The sequence below is a fragment of the Geopseudomonas aromaticivorans genome (genome assembly GCF_019097855.1).
In the GTDB taxonomy this organism is placed as follows: domain Bacteria; phylum Pseudomonadota; class Gammaproteobacteria; order Pseudomonadales; family Pseudomonadaceae; genus Geopseudomonas; species Geopseudomonas aromaticivorans.
The window spans coordinates 155,484-176,625 of the sequence record NZ_JAHRGL010000071.1; the positions used below are offsets into that span (position 1 = coordinate 155,484).

The 21,142-nt window shown below is 66.8% G+C and carries 19 protein-coding genes; 8 read left to right on the forward strand and 11 right to left on the reverse strand.

Features of this window, described 5'->3' with window-relative positions; translation table 11 throughout:
- Position 1: 1 nt before the first annotated feature.
- The 8 genes from nuoC to KRX52_RS19290 form a co-directional block, all read right to left on the reverse strand.
- Positions 2 to 1,783 carry an NADH-quinone oxidoreductase subunit C/D gene (gene nuoC / locus KRX52_RS19255; protein WP_217683340.1) on the reverse strand — a complete coding sequence of 594 codons (1,782 nt, stop codon included), beginning with the start codon at positions 1,781 to 1,783 and terminating at the stop codon, positions 2 to 4.
- 58 nt (positions 1,784 to 1,841) lie between these two features.
- Positions 1,842 to 2,519: a NuoB/complex I 20 kDa subunit family protein gene (locus KRX52_RS19260; RefSeq protein ID WP_217683341.1), complete on the reverse strand. Its 678-nt coding sequence runs from the start codon at positions 2,517 to 2,519 to the stop codon at positions 1,842 to 1,844.
- Between the two features lie 10 nt (positions 2,520 to 2,529).
- The gene (locus KRX52_RS19265; protein WP_217683342.1) at positions 2,530 to 2,943 is read right to left on the reverse strand and encodes an NADH-quinone oxidoreductase subunit A; all 414 of its coding nucleotides are present in this window, start codon (positions 2,941 to 2,943) and stop codon (positions 2,530 to 2,532) included.
- Between the two features lie 292 nt (positions 2,944 to 3,235).
- Entirely contained in the window at positions 3,236 to 6,058 is a 2,823-nt protein-coding gene (locus KRX52_RS19270) for an FAD-binding and (Fe-S)-binding domain-containing protein (RefSeq protein WP_217683343.1), read from the reverse strand.
- Positions 6,055 to 6,726 (reverse strand): LutC/YkgG family protein, encoded by a 672-nt coding sequence (locus KRX52_RS19275; RefSeq protein ID WP_217683344.1) that lies wholly within the window; start codon positions 6,724 to 6,726, stop codon positions 6,055 to 6,057. The genes KRX52_RS19270 and KRX52_RS19275 overlap by 4 nt, the downstream gene beginning before the upstream one ends.
- Positions 6,726 to 8,168, reverse strand: a complete 1,443-nt coding sequence (locus KRX52_RS19280; protein ID WP_217683345.1) for a LutB/LldF family L-lactate oxidation iron-sulfur protein — start codon at positions 8,166 to 8,168, stop codon at positions 6,726 to 6,728. Before KRX52_RS19280 ends, KRX52_RS19275 begins: the two co-directional genes overlap by 1 nt.
- Positions 8,165 to 8,989, reverse strand: a complete 825-nt coding sequence (locus tag KRX52_RS19285; protein WP_217683346.1) for a (Fe-S)-binding protein — start codon at positions 8,987 to 8,989, stop codon at positions 8,165 to 8,167. The genes KRX52_RS19280 and KRX52_RS19285 overlap by 4 nt, the downstream gene beginning before the upstream one ends.
- An 81-nt stretch (positions 8,990 to 9,070) precedes the next feature.
- The gene (locus KRX52_RS19290) at positions 9,071 to 10,759 is read right to left on the reverse strand and encodes a lactate permease LctP family transporter (protein ID WP_217683347.1); all 1,689 of its coding nucleotides are present in this window, start codon (positions 10,757 to 10,759) and stop codon (positions 9,071 to 9,073) included.
- 327 nt (positions 10,760 to 11,086) lie between these two features.
- Between KRX52_RS19290 and KRX52_RS19295 the strand changes: the two genes are divergently transcribed.
- Positions 11,087 to 11,863, forward strand: a complete 777-nt coding sequence (locus KRX52_RS19295; protein ID WP_217683348.1) for a GntR family transcriptional regulator — start codon at positions 11,087 to 11,089, stop codon at positions 11,861 to 11,863.
- A gap of 48 nt (positions 11,864 to 11,911) precedes the next feature.
- Here KRX52_RS19295 and smpB read toward each other — a convergent pair whose 3' ends face one another.
- The gene (gene smpB, locus KRX52_RS19300; protein WP_217683349.1) at positions 11,912 to 12,394 is read right to left on the reverse strand and encodes an SsrA-binding protein SmpB; all 483 of its coding nucleotides are present in this window, start codon (positions 12,392 to 12,394) and stop codon (positions 11,912 to 11,914) included.
- 110 nt (positions 12,395 to 12,504) lie between these two features.
- On the opposite strand from smpB, the gene KRX52_RS19305 reads away from it, so the two are divergent.
- Together KRX52_RS19305 and KRX52_RS19310 are read left to right on the forward strand one after the other, a co-directional pair.
- Positions 12,505 to 12,939, forward strand: a complete 435-nt coding sequence (locus KRX52_RS19305) for a type II toxin-antitoxin system RatA family toxin (protein WP_217683350.1) — start codon at positions 12,505 to 12,507, stop codon at positions 12,937 to 12,939.
- Complete coding sequence (locus KRX52_RS19310; protein WP_217683351.1) at positions 12,932 to 13,255, forward strand: RnfH family protein; 324 nt, start codon at positions 12,932 to 12,934, stop codon at positions 13,253 to 13,255. Before KRX52_RS19305 ends, KRX52_RS19310 begins: the two co-directional genes overlap by 8 nt.
- A 67-nt stretch (positions 13,256 to 13,322) precedes the next feature.
- Here the strand turns inward: KRX52_RS19310 and KRX52_RS19315 are convergent, their stop codons facing one another.
- The gene (locus tag KRX52_RS19315; protein WP_217683352.1) at positions 13,323 to 13,898 is read right to left on the reverse strand and encodes an outer membrane protein assembly factor BamE; all 576 of its coding nucleotides are present in this window, start codon (positions 13,896 to 13,898) and stop codon (positions 13,323 to 13,325) included.
- A 96-nt stretch (positions 13,899 to 13,994) separates the two neighbouring features.
- Here KRX52_RS19315 and fur point away from each other — a divergent pair, with 96 nt between their 5' ends.
- A complete protein-coding gene (fur, locus tag KRX52_RS19320; RefSeq protein WP_217683353.1) occupies positions 13,995 to 14,399 on the forward strand; it encodes a ferric iron uptake transcriptional regulator in 405 nt (134 codons plus the stop codon).
- Between the two features lie 65 nt (positions 14,400 to 14,464).
- On the opposite strand, the gene recN is transcribed toward fur, so the two are convergent.
- Positions 14,465 to 16,150 carry a DNA repair protein RecN gene (recN, locus tag KRX52_RS19325; protein ID WP_217683354.1) on the reverse strand — a complete coding sequence of 562 codons (1,686 nt, stop codon included), beginning with the start codon at positions 16,148 to 16,150 and terminating at the stop codon, positions 14,465 to 14,467.
- A 146-nt stretch (positions 16,151 to 16,296) separates the two neighbouring features.
- On the opposite strand from recN, the gene grpE reads away from it, so the two are divergent.
- The 4 genes from grpE to dapB all read left to right on the forward strand — a co-directional run bounded on the left by grpE (position 16,297) and on the right by dapB (position 20,977).
- Complete coding sequence (gene grpE / locus KRX52_RS19330; protein WP_217683355.1) at positions 16,297 to 16,836, forward strand: nucleotide exchange factor GrpE; 540 nt, start codon at positions 16,297 to 16,299, stop codon at positions 16,834 to 16,836.
- A gap of 121 nt (positions 16,837 to 16,957) precedes the next feature.
- Entirely contained in the window at positions 16,958 to 18,871 is a 1,914-nt protein-coding gene (gene dnaK, locus KRX52_RS19335; RefSeq protein ID WP_217683356.1) for a molecular chaperone DnaK, read from the forward strand.
- A 123-nt stretch (positions 18,872 to 18,994) separates the two neighbouring features.
- Positions 18,995 to 20,122 carry a molecular chaperone DnaJ gene (dnaJ, locus tag KRX52_RS19340; protein WP_217683357.1) on the forward strand — a complete coding sequence of 376 codons (1,128 nt, stop codon included), beginning with the start codon at positions 18,995 to 18,997 and terminating at the stop codon, positions 20,120 to 20,122.
- 51 nt (positions 20,123 to 20,173) lie between these two features.
- Positions 20,174 to 20,977, forward strand: coding sequence for a 4-hydroxy-tetrahydrodipicolinate reductase (dapB, locus tag KRX52_RS19345; protein ID WP_217683358.1), 804 nt, complete (start codon positions 20,174 to 20,176; stop codon positions 20,975 to 20,977).
- Positions 20,978 to 21,142: the final 165 nt, after the last annotated feature.

A 21,142-nucleotide genomic window follows, 5' to 3' on the forward strand; every position in this document is an offset into this window, starting at 1 on the left:
ATCAGCGGTCCACGTCTGCCATCACGAAGTCGATACTGCCCAGATAGGCGATCAGGTCGGCCACCATGCTGCCGCGGATCACCGAGGGAATCTGCTGCAGGTGGGCGAAGCTGGGGGTGCGGATCCGGGTGCGGTAGCTCATGGTGCTGCCGTCGCTGGTGAGGTAGTAGCTGTTGATGCCCTTGGTCGCCTCGATCATCTGGAAGGCTTCGTTGGCCGGCATGACCGGGCCCCAGGAAACCTGCAGGAAGTGGGTGATCAGGGTCTCGATGTGCTGCAGCGTGCGCTCTTTCGGCGGCGGCGTGGTCAGCGGGTGGTCGGCCTTGTACGGGCCTTCCGGCATGTTGTTCAGGCACTGCTCGATGATGCGCAGGCTCTCGCGCATCTCGCCCATCTTGACCATGCAGCGGTCGTAGGCGTCGCCGTTGTTGGCCAGCGGCACCTCGAACTCGAAGTTCTCGTAGCCGGAGTACGGGCGCGCCTTGCGCAGGTCGAAGTCGAAACCGGTGGCGCGCAGGCCGGCGCCGGTGACGCCCCACTCGAACGCTTCCTTAGTGTTGTACTGCGCCACGCCCTTGGTGCGGCCGATCAGGATGCTGTTCTGCAGCGCCGCCTTCTCGTACTCGACCAGGCGCTTGGGCATCCAGTCGAGGAATTCGCGCACCAGGCGGTCCCAGCCGCGCGGCAGGTCGTGGGCGACGCCGCCGATGCGGTACCAGGCCGGGTGCAGGCGGAAGCCGGTGATCGCCTCGACCACCTTGTAGGCGCGCTGGCGGTCGGTGAAGGTGAAGAACACCGGGGTCATCGCGCCGACGTCCTGGATGTAGGTACCCAGGTACAGCAGGTGGTTCAGGATGCGGAAGAACTCCGCCATCATGATGCGGATCACGTCGACGCGCTGCGGCACCTTGATGCCGGCGAGCTTTTCCACCGACAGCACGTAGGGCAGGTTGTTCATCACCCCGCCGAGGTAGTCGATGCGGTCGGTGTAGGGGATGAAGCTGTGCCAGCTCTGCCGCTCGGCCATCTTCTCGGCGCCGCGATGGTGGTAGCCGATCTCCGGCACGCAGTCGACGATCTCCTCGCCATCCAGCTGCAGGATGATGCGGAAGGCGCCGTGGGCGGACGGGTGGTTGGGGCCGAGGTTGAGGAACATGTAGTCCTCGTGCTCGCTGCCGCGCTTCATGCCCCAGTCCTCGGGCTTGAAGCGCAGGGCTTCCTGCTCGAGGTCCTGCTTGGCGGCGGACAGGCTGTAGGGGTCGAATTCGGTGGCGCGTGCCGGGTAGTCCTTGCGCAGCGGATGGCCTTGCCAGGTCGGCGGCATCAGCAGGCGGGTCAGGTGCGGGTGGCCGGTGAAGGTGATGCCGTAGAGGTCCCAGACCTCGCGCTCGTACCAGTTGGCGTTGGGCCAGATGCTGGTGGCGGTGGGCACGTTGAGGTCGCCTTCGCTGAGGGCGACCTTGATCATCACGTCACTGTTCCGCTCCAGCGACATCAGGTGGTAGAACACGCTGAAGTCGGCGCCCGGCAGGCCGCGGCGCTGGGTGCGCAGGCGCTCGTCGACGCCGTGCAGGTCGTAGAGCATCACATAGGGCTTGCTCACCTGGCGCAGGAAGCTCAGCACCTCGATCAGGCGCGCGCGCGGCACCCACAGCACCGGCATGCCGGTACGGGTGGGCTGGAGGGTGAAGGTGTCGGCGCCAAAACGCGCCTGCAATTCGATGACGATATCCTGGTCATCGGCCTTGTACGGCGGAACGGCCAGAGCGGTATCTGCAGTCATGGTTCTCGATCGCTGTCGGTCAACGGATGGGCGCGCCCGCGGTCAGGCGGGCAGGGGCTCATACTTCGTCGGGGCTGCGCAGGTTGGTCACCTGGATGCGCTGTTCACGGCGTACGTCGCGCTGCGCCGGCATGTCGGCACGGTAGACGCCCTGGTCGCCAACGACCCAGGACAGCGGACGACGTTCCTCGCCAATGGAGTCCTGTAGCAGCATCAGCGCCTGCAGGAACGCCTCCGGGCGGGGCGGGCAACCGGGAACGTAGACGTCGACGGGCAGGAACTTGTCCACCCCCTGGACGACCGAGTAGATGTCGTACATGCCGCCGGAGTTGGCGCATGCACCCATGGAAATGACCCACTTGGGCTCCAGCATCTGCTCGTACAGGCGCTGGATGACCGGTGCCATCTTCACGAAGCAGGTGCCGGCCACCACCATGAAGTCGGCCTGGCGCGGTGAGGCGCGGATTACCTCGGCGCCGAAGCGGGCGATGTCGTGGGGCGCGGTGAAGGCGGTGGTCATCTCCACGTAGCAGCAGGACAGGCCGAAGTTGTACGGCCACAGGGAGTTCTTGCGCCCCCAGTTGACGGCCTTGTGCAGGACGTCTTCCAGCTTGCCCATGAAGATGTTCTTGTTGATCTCGTCCGCTAGGAGGGGATCGGAAACGGTCTCCCGCTGGCCGATCGGATACTGGTCGTTGACCGCATCCGGATCGATCCGGGTAAGTTCATATCGCATTGCCAAAGCCTCATTGTTTCAGCTTCGCCTGCCGCTTGCGGCGTGCTTCGGGCGCCCAGTCGAGCGCGCCGATACGCCAAAGGTAGACAAGACCCGCCAACAGAATTGCTATGAAAACGGTAGCTTCGATGAGGCCGGCCCAGCCGCTTTCGCGGATCGAGACTGACCAGGCAAAGAGAAAGAGGGCTTCAACGTCGAAGATCACGAACAGCATCGCGACCAGATAGAATTTGGCGGATAGGCGCAGGCGGGAGCTGCCGGTGGGGACCACGCCGGCTTCGAACGGTTCGTTCTTGCTGCGGCCCCAAGCGCGGCTGCCGAGCAGGCTGGACACGCCGAGCATGAAGGCGATCAGGCCGAAGACACCAAGCAGGAAAATGGCAAACGCCCAGTTATGGGCAAGCAGGGCACTCGACTCGGGCATACCGGAATCTCTTCGAAAGCGGGGATACGACGCGTGCAGACCTGTGCGCAGTCTTGCGGGAAACGCTGCGGCAGTTTGTCACGGCCTGTAAAAATTTGGCCAATTGTATGCCTCTGTCTCCCCCAAGTAAATTTGTCCGTTGGGATAATCTTTTGCATCCGAGGGAACAATCTTCGTCGCCGTTGATGCAGGTCAGTGCCGCTGCCCGGCGACTGCATATTGCCGGCCTTGCCCAAGCTAAAAAAGCCCCGCCACGGCGGCGGGGCACGACTTGAGTCGCTGGCGGCGGGGATCAGGCTTGCGCGGCCGCGTCCCTGGCCCGGGTCACCCGGTCGACCAGATAGACCAGCCCGTGATAGTCGATGCCGCCATGCTGCGACAGGCCGATTTCGCAGGTGCGGCTGGTGGAGATGCCCTCGCCGCACTGCTGCACCGCGTCCTGCAGCGAGCGCAGGGCATGGGCATTCAGCTCGGGCACGTTGAAGCCCTTGTCGCCGGCGAAGCCGCAGCAGTGGATGCCTTCCGGGATGACCACGGTCTGCGTGCAGCGCTGCACGATGTCGATCAGGCCCTGCGCCTCGCCGAGGTGCTGGGTACTGCAGGTGACGTGCACCGCCACCGGCGCCTGTTGCGGGGTGAACTCCAGGCGCTCGAGCAGGTGGCTGCGGATGAAGCGCACCGGATCGAAGATCTGCAGGCGCGGATCGTCGAGGTCCTGCAGCAGGCGCAGGGTGCACGGGCTGGTGTCGCAGTAGATCGGGTCGAGGCCGCCGCGGCTGGCCTGCAGCAGCGCCAGCAACAGCTCCTGGCGCTTGGCGTCGGCCTGCTGCGGATAGCCCTTGGAGGCGAACGGCTGGCCGCAGCACAGGTTGTCCAGGTTGTCGGGGAACACCACCTGGTAGCCGGCCTTCTCCAGCAGCGCGCGGGTCTTGTCGAGCAGCGGCATCTGTTCCGTATCGGCGAACGCCGGACCCATGGCGCGCGACACGCAGGCCGCCAGGTAGACCACCCGCGGCTTGTCGCTCGGTTGGGGCGCGCTCGGCAATTGCAGTTTGACCGGCTGCGGCATGACCGCGCTCCACTGCGCCAGGCGCTCGCCGGACAGTCGGCGCAGGCCGGTGCTGAGCGCTGCCAGGCGCGGCGCGCCGAGCAGCCTGCGGGCGCCGTCGGCGGCGGCCAGGGTCAGGCGGGTGCCCTGCATGGCGGTGGCGAAGTGGCGGGCCAGCCAGGTGGCGGTGCCGGGGTGGCCGGCCTCCTGGGCACGCAGCTTGCGCACCAGGTCGCCGGTATTGATGCCCACCGGGCAGCGCTGGGCGCACAAACCGGTGGCCGCGCAGGTGTCCAGGCCGTGGTAGTGGTAGGCCTGCTCCAGCTCGGTGGTGTCGATGCCGGCGCGCTTCCTGGCCTGGATGTCGCGCCAGATGACGATGCGCTGGCGCGGCGTCAGGGTCAGGCCGTTGGACGGGCACACCGGCTCGCAGAAGCCGCACTCGATGCACTTGTCGACGATCGCGTCGGCGGCCGGCAGCGGCTTGAGGTTCTTCAGGTGGATCTCGGGGTCTTCCGAGAGCACCACGTCGGGGTTGAGGATGCCGCGCGGGTCGAGCAGGCGCTTGATCCGCCACATCAGCTGGTAGGCCTCCGCGCCCCATTCCAGCTCGACGAACGGCGCCATGTTGCGCCCGGTGCCGTGCTCGGCCTTCAGCGCGCCGCCGAACTCCACCGCCACCAGCTGCGCCACCTCGCCCATGAATGCTTCGTAGCGCGCCACCTGGGCGGGGTCGTCGAAGCCCTGGGTGAACACGAAGTGCAGGTTGCCCTCCAGGGCATGGCCGAACAGGATCGCCTCGTCGTAGTGGTGCTTGTCGAGCAGTTCGAGCAGGCGGTTGACGCCCTCGGCCAGGCGCTCGACCGGGAAGGTGACGTCCTCGATGATCACCGTGGTGCCGGTCTGGCGCACCGCGCCGACCGCCGGGAAGGTGTCCTTGCGGATCTTCCACAGCTGGTTGTACACCGCCGGGTCCTCGCTGAAGTCGACCTGCTTCTCCACCGGGAACTCGGCGATGGACGCCATGATCTGGCCGATCTGCTCGTGCAGCAGGCTCTGACTGGCGGCGCGCGACTCGATCAGCAGGGCGCAGGCGCTGGCGGAAAGCTCCTTCACCCAGGCCGGCATGCCCTGCATGTCCTGCACCGAGCGCAGGCTGCGGCGGTCGAGCAGTTCCACCGCGGACACCGGCTGCTGCTTGAGCAGCGGCACCGCGCGGCAGCAGTTCTCCACGTCGGGGAACACAATCAGCGCGCTGGCCTTGTGCGGGTAGTCGGGCACGGTGTGGTAGGTCACCGCGCTGATGAAGCCCAATGTCCCTTCTGAGCCGACCATCAGATGGTTGAGGATCTCCAGCGGCTCGTCGAAGTCGACCAGCGCGTTGAGCGAGAAGCCGGTGGTGTTCTTCAGTCGGTACTTGTGGCGGATCCGGTCGGCCAGCGCGGTGTTGGCGCGGGTTTCTCGACCCAGTTGGGCCAATTGCTCGAGCAGTTCGGCGTGGCTGTGGCGGAAGGCGGCGACGCTGGCCGCATCCTCGCTGTCCACCACCGTGCCGTCGGCCAGCACCAGGCGCAGGCCGGCCAGGGTCTTGTAGCTGTTCTGTGCGGTACCGCAGCACATGCCGCTGGAGTTGTTGGCGACGATACCGCCGATCTTGGCCGCATTGATCGACGCCGGGTCCGGGCCGATCTTGCGCTGGAACGGCGCCAGCACGGCGTTGGCGTTGGCGCCGATGACGCCGGGCTGCAGGCGGATCTGCGCGCCATTGGCGCGGATGTCGCGGCCGTTCCAGTGGTCGCCGAGGACGATCAGCACCGAGTCGCTGATCGCCTGGCCGGACAGGCTGGTGCCGGCGGCGCGGAAGGTCACCGCCACGCCGTCCTGGTGGGCCTGCTTGAGCAGGGCGACCACCTCGGCTTCGGATTCGACGCGCAGCACCAGCTGGGGAATCAGCCGGTAGAAGCTGGCGTCGGTGCCGAAGGCCAGGGTCGACAGCGGGTCGTCGAAGCGCCGCTCGCGCGGGATCAGGCGTTCGACGGCACTGATAAAGGCAGCCGGCAGACTCATGCGTCCTCCAGGATCAGCACGATCAGGTCTTTCGGGCCATGGGCGCCGTAGGCCAGCACCTGCTCGATGTCGGCGGTCTTCGACGGCCCGGAGACCAGCAGGGCGTTGGTCGGCATGCCGGCGGCCCACTGCTGCTCCTGCATGACCTGGTGGAAGTTGTCGCGGATCTGGCTGGCCTTGAGCAGGGCGAAGTGCACCGGCGGCACCAGGCTCATCAGCCGCGGCTCATGGCGGTCCGGCCAGAGGATCAGGCTGCCGGTCGCGGCGATGGCGCCGAGGGTGCCGGTCAGGCTGGCCGGGGTGGCGTCGAACAGCTCGGCCTTCCACGCCTCGACCGGGCGGTTGTAGACCTTCAGTTGCGGCAGGCCCTCGCGGCCGGCGAAGTGCGCGGCCAGTTGGGCACCGTGGGGCGTGTCGAGGGCGATCAGCAGGCTGGGCAGCTGCTTGGCGGCCAGCAGCTGCTCGAGCAGCGCGGGCCAGTCGGCCGTGCTGGTCAGGTGGGTTTCGGTATGCACCGCTTCCATCAGTTGGCGCAGGCGGGCGATGCGCTCGCCGGCCGGGTAGCGCCACGGCTCGGTCACCAGGGCGACGTCGTAGTCGTCGGCGACCGGTTGGGTGCCTTTCAGACTATTGCGCAGCTTGGCGAGGATATTGGCTTTGGCAGGCATCACTTGCCCTCCAGGTGCTCGCGGGCCAGCTCGTGCAGCGAGCGGGCGGCGGGTTTCGGTGCGCTGTGGTTCTGCGTCCACGGGCCGATGTTGCTTGGCGTCAGCCCGCGCAGGCGGGTGGCCAGCAGGCCGAAGGCGCGGTACGCCAGCGGGCTGGTGTTGAGCAGCCGCCAGCCCTGCCACAGCAGGCGCTCGCCGGCCGAGTACTTGCTGCCCTGGCCGCGCATCACCGGGTGAGGGGCGTCCGGGCTTTTCACGTTCTCCTCGCGCAGGCGACGCAGCAGCGCGGGGATCGGGATCTTCACCGGGCAGACCTCGCCGCAGGCGCCGCACAGCGAGGAGGCGGACGGGTGGTCCGGGGTGTTCTCCAGGCCCATCAGATGCGGCGAGATGATCTTGCCGATCGGCCCCGGATACACGGTGCCGTAGGCCTGGCCGCCGATGCGGGTGTACACCGGGCAGTGGTTCATGCAGGCGCCGCAGCGGATGCAGTTCAGGGTCTGGCGCAGTTCGCCGTCGGCGAACGCCTGGCTGCGACCGTTGTCGAGCAGCACCAGGTGCACTTCCTGCGGGCCGTCCAGCTCGTCGGCCTGGCGCGGCCCGGAGATCATGTTGACGTAGGTGGTGATGCCCTGGCCGAGCGCCGAGCGGGTCAAGAGCGACAGCAGCGGCACCACGTCGCGCAGGTTCTCGACGACTTTTTCTATCCCGGTGACGGCAATATGCACCGGCGGCACCGTGGTCGACATGCGGCCGTTGCCCTCGTTCTCCACCAGCAGCAGGGTGCCGGTCTCGGCCACCGCGAAGTTGACTCCGGAAACGCCGATGTCGGCCTCGAAGAACTTCTGGCGCAGGATGCGCCGGCCGGTCTGGATCAGCTGGTCGACGTCCTCGGTGTAAGCTTCACCGAGCTTGTCATGGAACAGCGAGGCGACCTGGCGGGCGTTCTTGTGGATCGCCGGCATGATGATGTGGGTGGGCTTCTCGTGGTCGAGCTGGATGATGTACTCGCCCATGTCCGACTCCAGCGCCTCGATGCCGCGCGCCTCGAGGAAATGGTTCATCTCCATTTCCTCACTGACCATCGACTTGCCCTTGATCACCTGCCTGGCCTGGTGGGCCTCGGCGATCTGCAGGACGATGGCGTTGGCCTCACCGACCGTCTCCGCCCAGTGCACCTTGACGCCGTTGCGGGTCAGGTTGGCTTCCAGGCGTTCGAGCAGCTCGGGCAGCTTGGACAGCGCGCGGGCGCGCACGTGGTTGCCCATCTCGCGCAGGTGCTCGCGCTCGTAGTCGTCGGGCATCGACGCCAGGCGCTTGGCGATCAGCGAGTCCATGGCCTTGCGCATGTTGCCGCGCAGCTGGCGGTCCTGCAGCGCGTCATGGGCGTTGTGCTTGAGTTCGCGGCTGGAGATTTCCACCGCGGGGATGCGCTGGCTCATCGGCCACCTCCGCTGCGTTGCCAGAGGAAGCTGGCCAGGTGCTGGCCGCGCAGTGCGGCGTTCTGCTTCTCGAGGGCGCCGTTGATGTTGAGCAGGCAACCGCAGTCGGCACTGACCACCTGGGCGGCGCCGGATTCGCGCAGGGCGCGGGTCTTGTCGGCGACCATGGCGCCGGAGATGTCCGGCATGCGCACGCTGAAGGTGCCGCCGAAGCCGCAGCACTCGCTCTCGTGGTCGTGGTCGACGCGCGCGACGTTGCCGAGCTGGGCGAGCAGGGCGCGGCCGTGCAGGTGGGTATTCATCTCGCGACGGGCCGAGCAGGAAGTGTGCAGGGCGACCTGGGTCGGGGCACCCTGGTCCTCGAACTGCACCTTGCAGACATGCAGGAGGAATTCGGCCAGCTCGAAGGTGCGCTCGGCCAGGGCCAGGGCGCGGTCCAGGGTGGCCGGCTCGTCCTTGAACAGCTCGCCGTAATGCTCGCGGATCATCCCGGCGCAGGAGCCGGACGGCACCACCAGCGGCCAGTCCTGCTCGAACAGCGCCAGCTGGGCGCGCGCCACGGCGCGGGCCTCGTCGGTGTAGCCGGAGGTGTAGGCCGGCTGGCCGCAGCAGCTCTGTCCCTGCGGGAAGTGCACGCGGATGCCTTCGCGCTCGAGCAGGCGGATGGCGTCCATCCCCGCCTCGGGGAAGAACAGGTCGAGCACGCAGGTGCCGAACAGGTAGGCATTGGCCGGCTTCTGTTGTGGGTACTGGCGCGGCTTCGGCAGCGGCGGCGCCACGCGGGTGGCGTTGGGCGCGGCGTTGTGGAACAGCTCGTTCATCAGGCATGCCTCCGGGTGGGCCCGGTTATCGAATGGCAGGCGCCGGGGAGGCCCCGGCGCTGCGTGCTTCAGCTAACAGGTTTAGTGCACCAGCATGCCGGTGAACACGTAGGCCTGGGCCAGGGTGATCAGGCCGACGAAGGCGGCGAAGATCAGGCTGTGCTTGAGGGTGAAGCGGAACAGGTCCGACTCCTTGCCCACCAGCCCGGTGGCGGCGCAGGCCACGGCGATGGATTGCGGCGAGATCATCTTGCCGGTCACGCCGCCGCTGGTGTTGGCCGCCACCAGCAGAGTGTCGTTGACGCCGATCTGGTGCGCGGTGGTGGCCTGCAGCGAGCCGAACAGGGCATTGGACGAGGTGTCCGAGCCGGTCAGGAACACGCCCAGCCAGCCGAGCAGCGGCGAGAAGAACGGGAACAGCACGCCGGTGCCGGCCAGGACCAGGGCCAGGGTGCTGGACATGCCGGAGAAGTTGGTGACGAAGGCGAAGGCCAGCACCATGCCGATGGACAGGATCGGCCAGCGCAGTTCGACCAGGGTATCCTTGAAACTGGTCAGACCATCTTTGAAATTGACCTTCAGCACGATCATCGACAGCAGCGCGGACAGGAAGATCGCGGTGCCGGTAGCGGACACCGGGTCGAGCTTGAACACGGCGGCGATGGCGGTGTCCTTGGTGACGATCGGTGCGGTCTTCATCACCAGCTGATCGAGGTGCGGGATGGCGAAGTAGAACACCCAGTCATGCAGGGCGCCGTCGGCGGCGAACATCGCCTTGAACGGCTTCAGGGTCCACACGGTGACCAGTGCGGTGAGGATCAGGAACGGCGACCAGGCCTTGACGATCTGACCGGCGCTGTACGGCGACGGCGTGGTGCTGCGCGGGCCGCCGAAGCCGCCCATCACCGCGGCGCCGCCGGCGGTGACGCCCACCACGTCGCGGCTTCCCGCACGCTTGGGGTGCCAGACCTTGAGGAACAGGGTCAGCGATACCAGGCTGACCAGCGCCGAGGTGATGTCCGGCAGTTCCGGGCCCATGAAGTTGGAGGTGAAGTACTGGGTCACGGCGAAGCTGGCGCCGGCAACCAGGGCGGCTGGCCAGGTTTCCTTGACGCCGCGCCAGCCGTCCATCATCGCCACCAGCCAGAGCGGCACGATGATCGACAGCAGCGGCAGCTGGCGACCGGTCATGGCGCCGATCTTGAACGCGTCGATGCCGGTGACCTGGCCGGCCACGGTGATCGGGATGCCCAGGGCGCCGAAGGCCACCGGTGCGGTGTTGGCGATCAGGCACAGGCCGGCGGCGTACAGCGGGTTGAGGCCGAGGCCGACCAGCAGGGCGGCGGTGATCGCCACCGGCGCGCCGAAGCCGGCGGCGCCCTCGAGGAAGGCGCCGAACGAGAAGCCGATCAGCAGCACCTGCAGGCGCTGGTCGTCGGTGACCGACAGCACCGAGCTGCGGATCACCTCGAACTGGCCGCTCTTGACCGTGAGCTTGTAGAGGAATACCGCGGCGACGATGATCCAGGCGATCGGCCACAGGCCGTAGATGAAGCCGTAGCCGGCGGCGGCCAGGGCCATGTCGGCCGGCATGCCGTAGGCGAAGATGGCGACCAGGATGGACAGGGCGAGGGTGATGCTGCCGGCAACGTGGCCTTTCAGGCGGAACACCGCCAGGGCGAGGAAGAAGAATACGATCGGGATCAGTGCGGCCAGCGCCGACAGGCCGAGGCTGCCAAGCGGGGTGTAGAGCTGTTGCCAGGCTTGCATGTGGGTTTCCCCCTGATTGTTGTTGGGTGCAATCGACTGTCCGGTCCGAAGCGGTTGCGTTGCGCGCCGGGCGGGCGCGGCTAGCGGTTCGCTGCAGTGGTTGCAGTTGTTGGCGACAATTGGTAATACCAATTTACACGTCGACGAAGAGAGATTAAATTTCGATCAGCCGGCGTGTCAATTTGTCCCGTTGCGACTTTCGTCGTAAGCCGGTGGCGCAGCCTTGCCCTTGCTGGTCTCGGGGCGGCTCGTTAGGCTGGATGATCGGGCTGGGCGAGTCCGTGGCAGACGGGTTTTCGGTTGGTCAAACCAGTGGAGAGAAGAGCAATGGGATTCGGGCCGGTACGGCAGCGCCGTCTGTCGGATGACATCGTCGAGCGTCTGGAGGCGATGATCCTCGAGGGCTCGCTGAAGGCGGGCGAGCGCCTGCCAGCGGAGCGCGTGCTGGCCGAGCAGTTCGGCGTGTCGCGGCCGTCACTGCGCGAGGCGATCCAGAAGTTGGCGGCGCGCGGCCTGCTGAGCAGTCGTCAGGGCGGCGGCACCTACGTGGCCGAGGGGTTGGGCTCGGCGTTCAGCGACCCGCTGCTGCAGTTGCTGGAAAGCAGCGTGGAGGCGCAGCGCGACCTGCTGGAGTTTCGCCATACCCTGGAAGGCGCCTGTGCCTTCTACGCGGCGCAGCGGGCGACGCCGGTGGATCACTTGCGCCTGCGCGGGGCTTTCGAGCGTCTGCAGCAGTGCTATGTCGCCTCGGTGCCGGGTGGCGGCGCGGAGGAGGGGTTGGCCGATGCCAGCTTCCACCTGGCGATCGCCGAGGCCAGCCACAACGCGGTGCTGCTGCACACCATCAAGGGGTTGTTCGACCTGCTCAAGCGCAACGTGGTGACCAATATCGGCGGCATGTACGCGCAGCGCGGCGAAACCCGCGACATGCTGATGCAGCAGCATCGCGAGCTGTTCGAGGCGATCGTCGAGGGGCGCGCCGAGGACGCGCGGGCGATTTCCAGCCGGCACATCGATTACGTGCAGGAAGTGCTGGCCGAGGTGCAGCAGGAGGGGCGGCGCGAGGCGCGGGCGCGGCGGCGGCAGAGCGTGCAGGAGGGCTGAGTCGAGGGGCGCGCCGGCAGCGAGTGCCGGCGTCATCGGGCTGGCGAGTTACTCGTCCTTGCCCTTGCTGCGCACCGCGCGCTGGATCTCGCGGTTGGAGTCGCGCTCCTTCTCTACGGCGCGCTTGTCGTATTCCTTCTTGCCCTTGCCCAGGGCGATCTCGCACTTGACCAGGTGCTTCTTCCAGTACAGCGCCAGGGCCACGCAGGCGAAGCCCTTCTGCTGGACGGCGCTTTGCAGCTTGTCCAGTTCCTTGCCGTGCAGCAGCAGCTTGCGCGTGCGCGTCGGGTCGGCGATGACGTGGGTGCTGGCCGCGTTCAGCGGGGTGATGTGGCTGCCGAGCAACCAGGCCTCGCCGTCCTTGAGCAGCACGTAGCTGTCGGTGAGCTGGCCCTTGCCGGCGCGCAGACTCTTGATTTCCCATCCGGCCAGGGCGATGCCGGCCTCGAAGCGCTGCTCGATGTAGTAGTCGTGCAGCGCCTTCTTGTTCAGCGCGATGGTGCCGGCGGGGTGTTTTTTCTGATTAGCCATAGGCTGCGCATTATAGGGACTTGCCTGGCGCCGCGCCATGCGTGTCGGTGTGCTTGAGCCGCTGCGGCGAATTCCGGACAATGTGTGGATATTTTCTGGCGAGTCCCCGCATGAGCACGCGCATCCAACGCTCGGCCCTGCTGCCCTATCCGGCGCAGGCGCTGTATGACCTGGTCAACGATGTGGCCAGCTATCCGCAATTCCTGCCCTGGTGTTCGGCGGCGGAGGTGCTGGAGAGCAGCCCCGCGCGGATGCGGGCAACGCTCAAGGTGGGCAAGGCGGGGATCAGCCAGCAGTTCACCACCTGCAATATCCTAGTGCCGGGCGAGTCGATCGAGATGACCCTGGAGCAGGGGCCGTTCCGCGCCCTGCACGGCGTGTGGAGCTTCCAGGCGCTGAACGAGGCGGCCTGCAAGATTACCCTCGACCTGGCCTTCGAGTACTCCGGGGCGCTGGTCAAGGCGACCCTCGGGCCGCTGTTCAATCAGGCCGCCACCACCATGGTCGATGCCTTCTGCCAGAGAGCCAAGCAGCTATATGGATAAGCCGGACACCATCGCCGTCGAGGTGGTCTACGCCCTCGCCGACAAGCAGCAACTGCTACGCCTCAGCGTGCCCTACGGCACGACCATGCGCGAGGCCGCCGTGCGCTCGGGCATCGCCGGACTGTTCCCGGGGCTGGATCTGGCGGCGGCGCCGATGGGGATCTTCGGCAAGGCGGTGGCCAAGCCCGATGAGCGGGTGCTGGAGGAGGGCGAGCGCGTGGAGATCTACCGGCCGCTGATTGCCGATCCCAAGGAGGCGCGCAAGCAACGTGCGGCCAAGGTCGCCAAGGTCAAGGCGGACAGCGCCGACGAGTGAGTCGCGGGTTTTCCCGCGGCAACGAAAAAGCCCGAGTCGATGCTCGGGCTTTTTGCTGTGCTGGCGCTTATTCGGCCGGTTCGGCTTCCGGAGTCGGTTCGACTTCCAGCGGTTCCGGCGTTGGTACCGGGACTGGCTGGGCCTCGTCGACTTCGCGCTGCAGTTGCTCGAGCAGCGAGCCCGGAGCGGGGGCGGCTTCCGGTTCGGCCTGGGCTGGAACTGCTTCGCCGCTGGCACCTGGCTCGGTGGCCGGTGCTTGGGTGACGGCGGTGCTGCCGCTGTCGCCGCGGATGGCCTCGTCGCGGCTCACGCCCGGCATGAAGTCGCCCGCCAGACCGCTCAGTTGGTCGTTGCTGTTGAACAGCAGGCTGATGCGCTCCTGCTGGCGCTCACCGCCGCCCGGCTGGAGGCTGTACAGGTAGTCCCAGCGATTGGCGTGGAAGGTGTCGGTGATCAGCGGGTTGCCCATGATAAACCGTACCTGGCGCCGGGTCATTCCGGGGCGCAACTGGTCTATCATATCCTGAGTAATCACGTTGCCCTGCTGGATATCGATCTTGTAGACCCCCGGCAGTGAACAGCCGGCGAGTGCGGCGAGTCCCAGGAAGGTGAGGCCGGTCAGCATGAGCTTGGCTTTTTGCATCGGTGGATCTCTTCCACTATCTTGGCGGGCAACAGAACCGGGATCATACCTGCATTGAGGGAGGCTGCGAAGCATTCCTCCGCGAGAAAGCTGAACATGGTAGAGAACAACGAGTTGCGCAAGGTGGGGCTGAAGGTCACCCTGCCACGGGTCAAGATCCTGCAGATGCTGGACTCCGCCGGACAGCGGCACATGAGCGCCGAGGATGTCTACAAGGCGCTGATGGAGGCGGGCGAGGATGTCGGCCTGGCCACCGTGTACCGGGTGCTGACCCAGTTCGAGGCGGCCGGTCTGGTGGAGCGGCACAACTTCGATGGCGGCCATGCGGTCTTCGAGCTGTCCGACGGTGCGCACCACGATCACATGATCAACGTCGATACCGGTGAGGTCGTCGAGTTCATCGATGCGGACATCGAGAAGCTGCAGCGCGAGATTGCCGCCCAGCACGGCTTCGATCTGGTCGATCACAAGATGGTGCTGTACGTCAGCAGGCGCAAGTAAGGCTGGCGGAGACAAGCCAACGGCGACCTGCGGGTCGCCGTTGGCGTTTGTGGGGAATGCTCGACTCAGGCGGCCGCCGCCCGCTGCGCGCCCTGCACCATCTTGCGCGCGTGGGCTAGTGACTCGCGGGTGAGGTCGAGGCCGCCGAGCATGCGCGCGACCTCCTCGATGCGCTGGTGCTGGCCGAGCTGGGCCACCGCCGTGCGGGTCTCGCTGCTGCCGCGCTCCTTGTGCACGAACAGGTGCTGGTGGCCTTGGGCGGCGACCTGCGGCAGGTGGGTGACGGTGATCACCTGGCCGCGCTCGCCGAGGCGACGCAGCAGCTGGCCGACCACTTCGGCGGTGGGGCCGCCGATGCCGACGTCCACTTCGTCGAAGACCAGGGTCGGCACGCGCGAGGTCTGCGCGGTGATCACCTGGATCGCCAGGCTGATGCGCGACAGTTCGCCGCCGGAGGCGACCTTGGCCAGGCCCTTGAGCGGCTGGCCAGGGTTGGCGCTGACCTGGAATTCCACCTGCTCCTGGCCCTGCGGCTGCAGCTCGGCACTGTCGGTTGGCTGCAGGGCGATGGCGAAACGCCCGCCGGGCATGCCCAGGCGCTGCATTTCCGTTTCCACTGCGCCGGCGAGGCGGCCGGCGGCTTCGCGGCGCAGGTTGCTCAGTTCGCCGGCCTTGTCGCGGTAATGGCGGGCGTAGGCTTCCAGTTCCGCGCCGAGGCGCTCGACGGCGGCGTCGTCGGCATGCAGGGCCTGCAGTTCGCTGCGCAACTGTTCCTGCAGGGCGTGCAGCTCGGTGGGCAGGATGCGGTGCTTGCGCGCCAGGCTGTAGATGCTGTCCAGGCGTTCCTCGATCTGCTGCAGGCGCTGCGGGTCGGCCTCGAAATGGTCGAGGAAGCGGTTGAGGCTGCTGACCGCTTCCTCTACCTGGATCTGCGCGCTGGTCAGCAGGTTCACCGCTTCTTCCAGGGCGGCGGGCTGGCCGGGGCCGCCGCCAAGGCGCTGCAGGCTGCTGCTCAGGGCACCGAGCACGTTGCCGCTGTCGCTCTCGCTGCACAGCTCGAGCACCTGGCGGCAGGCGCCGAGCAGGCTCTCGGCGTTGCCCAGAGTCTTGTGCTCCTGTTCCAGTTGCTCCAGTTCGCTGGCGCCGAGGGCGAGGTTGTCCAGCTCTTCCAGCTGGTAGCTGAGCAGCTGCTGGCGGGCGTGCTGTTCCTCGCTGCTGCGGCTGAGGTGTTCCAGTTCGCTGCGGGTCTGGCGCCAGCGCTGGGCGGCCAGCTGCACCTGGCGTGCCAGTTCGCCGCCGCCGGCGTAGGCGTCGAGCAGGCGGCGATGGGTGTCGGGCTTGAGCAGCGACTGGTGCTCGTGCTGGCTGTGGATGTCGATCAGCAGCTCGCCTAGGTGCTTGAGGTCGCCCAGCGGGCAGGGGGTGCCGTTGATGTAGGCGCGCGAGCGGCCCTCGGCGGTGATCACCCGGCGCAGGATGCATGGCCCGTCGCTGTCCAGGTCGCGCTCGGCCAGCCACTGCTGTGCTTCGGCGATGCTGCCGAGGTCGAAGCTGGCGAGGATGTCGGCCTTGTCCGCGCCCGGGCGGACCACGCCGCTGTCGGTGCGGTCGCCCAGGGCGAGGCCGAGGGCGTCGAGCATGATCGACTTGCCGGCGCCGGTTTCGCCGGTGATGACGCTCATGCCGGCGCGCAGCTCCAGATCGAGCTGCTCGACGATGGCGTAGTTTCGGATCGACAGATGGACCAGCATGGCGGGCTCCCGAGGAAGTTGTCTGGTTATTTATACAGTACATTTTTTCGTTCTGCCAATCCCCCTTGAAGCCGGCGCCGCGGCCCCCCATATAGGCGGCTGAATCAAGGGCCAAAGTGCCCGACCGTTGCTTTCAAGGAGACCCCATGGCTGACGAACACAAGCTTGATCCGCAGAACCCCGAAGCCGAAGTGCCGGGCGAGGCTGAGAGCGCCGGCGACGATCTGGCGCAGCGCGTGCAGGCGCTCGAGGAGCAGCTGGCGGCCGCCCAGGATCAGGCCCTGCGCGCGGCGGCCGAGCTGCACAACGTGCGTCGGCGTGCCGAGCAGGATGTGGAAAAGGCGCACAAGTTCGCTCTGGAGAAGTTCGCCGCCGACCTGCTGATGGTGGTCGACAGCCTGGAGCGCGGCCTCGAGTTGTCCGATCCGGCCGACGAGGCCATCCGTCCGATGCGCGAAGGCATGGAGCTGACCCTCAAGGCGTTCCACGACACCCTCAAGCGCTACCAGGTCGAGGCGCTCGATCCGCACGGCGAGCCGTTCAACCCCGAGCAGCACCAGGCCATGGCCATGCAGCCGAGCGACACCGTCGAGCCGGGCAGCGTGCTCAAGGTGTTCCAGAAGGGCTACCTGCTCAACGGTCGCCTGCTGCGCCCCGCCATGGTGGTGGTGAGCAAGGCCGAGTGAACTGAATTGCCGGGAATGCCCTTGAAAGTCGTCGGGGCACCCCCATTTGTAGTGCCAAGCATCCAGTCATCCGGGCGACCGCCACAGGCGTCGCCCCGAGTCCAAGTTTCGGGAGAGTAATATGGGCAAAATCATCGGTATCGACCTGGGCACCACCAACTCCTGCGTGTCCGTGCTGGAAAACGGCGTGGCCAAGGTCATCGAGAACGCCGAAGGCGGTCGTACCACCCCGTCGATCATCGCCTACACCAACGACGGCGAGATCCTGGTCGGCCAGAGCGCCAAGCGCCAGGCGGTGACCAACCCGCACAACACCCTGTACGCGGTGAAGCGCCTGATCGGTCGTCGCTTCGAAGAAGATGTGGTGCAGAAGGACATCAAGCTGGTGCCCTACAAGATCGCCAAGGCCGACAACGGTGACGCCTGGGTGGAAGTGAAGGGCCAGAAGATGGCGCCGCCGCAGATCAGCGCCGAAGTGCTGAAGAAGATGAAGAAGACCGCCGAAGACTACCTCGGCGAGCCGGTCACCGAAGCGGTGATCACCGTGCCGGCCTACTTCAACGACAGCCAGCGCCAGGCCACCAAGGACGCCGGCCGCATCGCCGGTCTGGACGTCAAGCGCATCATCAACGAGCCGACCGCCGCGGCGCTGGCCTACGGCATGGACAAGGCCAAGGGCGACCACACCATCATCGTCTATGACCTGGGCGGCGGTACCTTCGACGTGTCGGTGATCGAGATCGCCGAAGTCGACGGCGAGCACCAGTTCGAAGTGCTGGCCACCAACGGCGACACCTTCCTCGGCGGCGAGGACTTCGACATCCGTCTGATCGACTACCTCGTCGACGAGTTCAAGAAAGAAACCGGCATGGACATCAAGGGCGACCCCCTGGCCATGCAGCGCCTGAAAGAAGCGGCCGAGAAGGCCAAGATCGAGCTGTCCTCCAGCCAGCAGACCGACGTCAACCTGCCGTATATCACCGCCGATGCGACCGGTCCGAAGCACCTCAACGTGAAGATTTCCCGCGCCAAGCTGGAAGCGCTGGTCGAGGATCTGGTCGCGCGCACCATCGAGCCGTGCCGTGTGGCGCTGAAGGATGCCGGCATCGATGCCAGCAAGATTGACGACGTGATCCTGGTCGGCGGCCAGACCCGCATGCCGCTGGTGCAGCAGAAGGTCACCGAGTTCTTCGGCAAGGAAGCACGCAAGGACGTCAACCCGGACGAAGCCGTGGCCATGGGCGCCGCCATCCAGGGCGCCGTGCTGGCTGGCGACGTCAAGGACGTGCTGCTGCTCGACGTGTCGCCGCTGACCCTGGGTATCGAGACCCTCGGTGGCGTGATGACCGCGCTGATCGAGAAGAACACCACCATCCCGACCAAGAAGTCGCAGGTGTTCTCCACCGCCGACGACAACCAGAACGCGGTGACCATCCACGTGCTGCAGGGCGAGCGCAAGCAGGCCGGGCAGAACAAGTCGCTGGGCCGCTTCGACCTCGCCGACATCCCGCCGGCGCCGCGTGGCGTGCCGCAGATCGAGGTCACCTTCGACATCGACGCCAACGGCATCCTGCATGTGTCCGCCAAGGACAAGGCCACCGGCAAGCAGCAGTCCATCGTGATCAAGGCCAACTCCGGCCTGTCCGAGGAAGAGATCCAGCAGATGGTCCGCGACGCCGAGGCCAATGCCGAGGAAGACCGCAAGTTCGAGGAGCTGGTGGCGGCGCGCAACCAGGGCGACCAGTTGGTGCACGGCACCCGCAAGATGGTCACCGAGGCCGGCGACAAGGCCACGGCCGAGGAGAAGGCCGCCATCGAAACCGCGCTGGGCGAGCTGGAAGCCGCGGTCAAGGGCGACGATAAGGAAGCCATCGAGGCCAAGATCAACGCCCTGTCCCAGGTGACCGCACCGCTGGCGCAGAAGATGTATGCCGAGCAGGCGCAGGACGCCACTCAAGGCGGCGCCCAGCAGGACAAGGCGCCCGGCGACGACGTGGTCGACGCCGAGTTCGAAGAGGTCAAGGACAACAAGTAAGCGTCACGCTTGCTTCCGTCCCCAGCTGCCGCAGCCTGACTGCGGCGGGTCTGAACCGCCGCGCGGGAGCTTGCTCCCGCGTTGGCGTGTCTGGGGCAGACATATCCGGAGTGCATGAGAGCAATGGCAAAACGTGACTTTTACGAGGTGCTCGGGGTCGAGCGCGGCGCCAGCGAGGCGGAGCTGAAGAAGGCCTACCGTCGCCTGGCCATGAAGTACCACCCGGACCGCAATCCCGACGACAAGGACGCCGAAGAGAAATTCAAGGAGGCCAACGAGGCCTACGAGGTGCTCTCCGACGCCAGCAAGCGTGCGGCCTACGACCAGTACGGGCATGCCGGGGTCGAGCCAAGCATGGGCGGCGGTGCCGGCTTCGGTGCCGGTGGCGCCAACTTCTCCGATATCTTCGGCGACGTGTTCAGCGACTTCTTCGGTGGCAGCCGCGGCGGCCAGCGCGGCGGTCCGCAACGCGGCAGCGACCTGCGCTACACCCTCGAGCTGGATCTCGAGGAGGCGGTGCGCGGTACCACCGTGACCATCCGCGTGCCGACCCTGGTCGGCTGCAAGACCTGTGATGGCAGTGGGGCGAAGAAGGGCAGCGCACCGGTCACCTGCACCACCTGCGGGGGTGTCGGCCAGGTGCGCATGCAGCAGGGCTTCTTCTCGGTGCAGCAGACCTGCCCGCGCTGTCACGGCAGCGGCAAGATGATTTCCGATCCGTGCGGCAGCTGCCATGGCCAGGGGCGCATGGAGGAGCACAAGACCCTGTCGGTCAAGGTGCCCGCGGGTGTCGATACCGGCGACCGCATCCGCCTGTCCGGTGAGGGTGAGGCGGGGGCTCAGGGCGGTCCGGCCGGCGACCTGTACGTGGTGGTCAACGTGCGCGAGCACGCGATCTTCCAGCGCGACGGCAAGCACCTGTACTGCGAGGTGCCGATCAGCTTCGCCGACGCGGCGCTGGGCGGCGAGCTGGAAGTGCCGACCCTCGATGGTCGGGTCAAGCTGAAGATCCCGGAAGGCACCCAGACCGGCAAGCTGTTCCGCCTGCGTGGCAAGGGCGTGGTGCCGGTGCGTGGCGGCGGTGCCGGCGACCTGATGTGCCGGGTGGCGGTGGAAACGCCGGTCAACCTGAGCAAGCGCCAGCGCGAGCTGCTCGAGGAGTTCCGCGGCACCCTGCAGGGCGACAGCTCGCACTCGCCCAAGGCCAGTGGCTGGTTCGAGGGCGTGAAGCGCTTCTTCGACGATCTTTAACCGTACAGGACGGCAGGGCGGCGCGCGCCGCCCGTGTTCCGGAGCAGAGTTATGCGACGTATTGCAGTGATGGGCGCCGCCGGGCGCATGGGCAAGACCCTGATCGAGGCGGTGCTGCAGGCGCCGGGTGCGGTGCTGAGTGCGGCGGTGGACCGTCCCGACAGTACCCTGCTGGGTGCCGATGCCGGCGAACTGGCCGGCCTTGGGCGTGTCGGCGTGGTCATGGCGGGGGAGCTGGACGCGGTGCTCGACCAGTTCGACGTGCTGATCGACTTCACCCACCCGAGCGTGACCCTGAACAACCTCGAGATCTGCCGCCGGGCGGGCAAGGCCATGGTCATCGGCACCACGGGCTTCACGGTCGAGGAGAAGCAGCAGCTGGCCGCGGCTGCGCGGGAGATCCCGATCGTCTTTGCCGCCAACTTCAGCGTCGGCGTCAACCTGTGCCTCAAGCTGCTGGATACCGCAGCGCGGGTGCTGGGCGACGACGTCGACATCGAGATCATCGAGGCGCACCATCGGCACAAGGTCGATGCGCCGTCCGGTACCGCCCTGCGCATGGGCGAAGTGGTCGCCAACGCCCTGGGGCGCGACCTGCACAAGGTGGCGGTCTACGGTCGCGAAGGCCAGACCGGGGCCCGTGCCCGCGAAACCATCGGTTTCGCCACCGTGCGCGCCGGCGATGTGGTCGGTGACCATACCGTACTGTTCGCCGCCGACGGCGAGCGGGTGGAAATCACCCACAAGGCTTCCAGTCGGATGACCTTCGCCAAGGGTGCGGTGCGTTCGGCCTTGTGGCTGGCCGGTCGTGCACCGGCGCTCTACGACATGCAGGATGTGCTGGAGCTGCGCTGAAATGCGCAGGCCGGAAAGGTCGCCGGCTGCACGCGAAGAGTGCGCTCGCTGCCGTCGGCGGGCGGTAGACCTTTCCGCTGGACGATTTTTGCTCTAAAATTCCGCTTTAGTGCGTCCACTACGAGCATGCAGACAACATGGAAAAAAGCGGGGTGATGTGGTTCT

What these genes read in the sequence shown, in the direction of transcription:
- nuoC (WP_217683340.1), bottom strand. Translation starts at nt 1,783, where the DNA reads ATGACTGCAGATACCGCTCTGGCCGTTCCGCCGTACAAGGCCGATGAC.
- KRX52_RS19260 (WP_217683341.1), bottom strand. Translation starts at nt 2,519, where the DNA reads ATGCGATATGAACTTACCCGGATCGATCCGGATGCGGTCAACGACCAG.
- KRX52_RS19265 (WP_217683342.1), bottom strand. Translation starts at nt 2,943, where the DNA reads ATGCCCGAGTCGAGTGCCCTGCTTGCCCATAACTGGGCGTTTGCCATT.
- KRX52_RS19270 (WP_217683343.1), bottom strand. Translation starts at nt 6,058, where the DNA reads ATGAGTCTGCCGGCTGCCTTTATCAGTGCCGTCGAACGCCTGATCCCG.
- KRX52_RS19275 (WP_217683344.1), bottom strand. Translation starts at nt 6,726, where the DNA reads ATGCCTGCCAAAGCCAATATCCTCGCCAAGCTGCGCAATAGTCTGAAA.
- KRX52_RS19280 (WP_217683345.1), bottom strand. Translation starts at nt 8,168, where the DNA reads ATGAGCCAGCGCATCCCCGCGGTGGAAATCTCCAGCCGCGAACTCAAG.
- KRX52_RS19285 (WP_217683346.1), bottom strand. Translation starts at nt 8,989, where the DNA reads ATGAACGAGCTGTTCCACAACGCCGCGCCCAACGCCACCCGCGTGGCG.
- KRX52_RS19290 (WP_217683347.1), bottom strand. Translation starts at nt 10,759, where the DNA reads ATGCAAGCCTGGCAACAGCTCTACACCCCGCTTGGCAGCCTCGGCCTG.
- KRX52_RS19295 (WP_217683348.1), top strand. Translation starts at nt 11,087, where the DNA reads ATGGGATTCGGGCCGGTACGGCAGCGCCGTCTGTCGGATGACATCGTC.
- smpB (WP_217683349.1), bottom strand. Translation starts at nt 12,394, where the DNA reads ATGGCTAATCAGAAAAAACACCCCGCCGGCACCATCGCGCTGAACAAG.
- KRX52_RS19305 (WP_217683350.1), top strand. Translation starts at nt 12,505, where the DNA reads ATGAGCACGCGCATCCAACGCTCGGCCCTGCTGCCCTATCCGGCGCAG.
- KRX52_RS19310 (WP_217683351.1), top strand. Translation starts at nt 12,932, where the DNA reads ATGGATAAGCCGGACACCATCGCCGTCGAGGTGGTCTACGCCCTCGCC.
- KRX52_RS19315 (WP_217683352.1), bottom strand. Translation starts at nt 13,898, where the DNA reads ATGCAAAAAGCCAAGCTCATGCTGACCGGCCTCACCTTCCTGGGACTC.
- fur (WP_217683353.1), top strand. Translation starts at nt 13,995, where the DNA reads ATGGTAGAGAACAACGAGTTGCGCAAGGTGGGGCTGAAGGTCACCCTG.
- recN (WP_217683354.1), bottom strand. Translation starts at nt 16,150, where the DNA reads ATGCTGGTCCATCTGTCGATCCGAAACTACGCCATCGTCGAGCAGCTC.
- grpE (WP_217683355.1), top strand. Translation starts at nt 16,297, where the DNA reads ATGGCTGACGAACACAAGCTTGATCCGCAGAACCCCGAAGCCGAAGTG.
- dnaK (WP_217683356.1), top strand. Translation starts at nt 16,958, where the DNA reads ATGGGCAAAATCATCGGTATCGACCTGGGCACCACCAACTCCTGCGTG.
- dnaJ (WP_217683357.1), top strand. Translation starts at nt 18,995, where the DNA reads ATGGCAAAACGTGACTTTTACGAGGTGCTCGGGGTCGAGCGCGGCGCC.
- dapB (WP_217683358.1), top strand. Translation starts at nt 20,174, where the DNA reads ATGCGACGTATTGCAGTGATGGGCGCCGCCGGGCGCATGGGCAAGACC.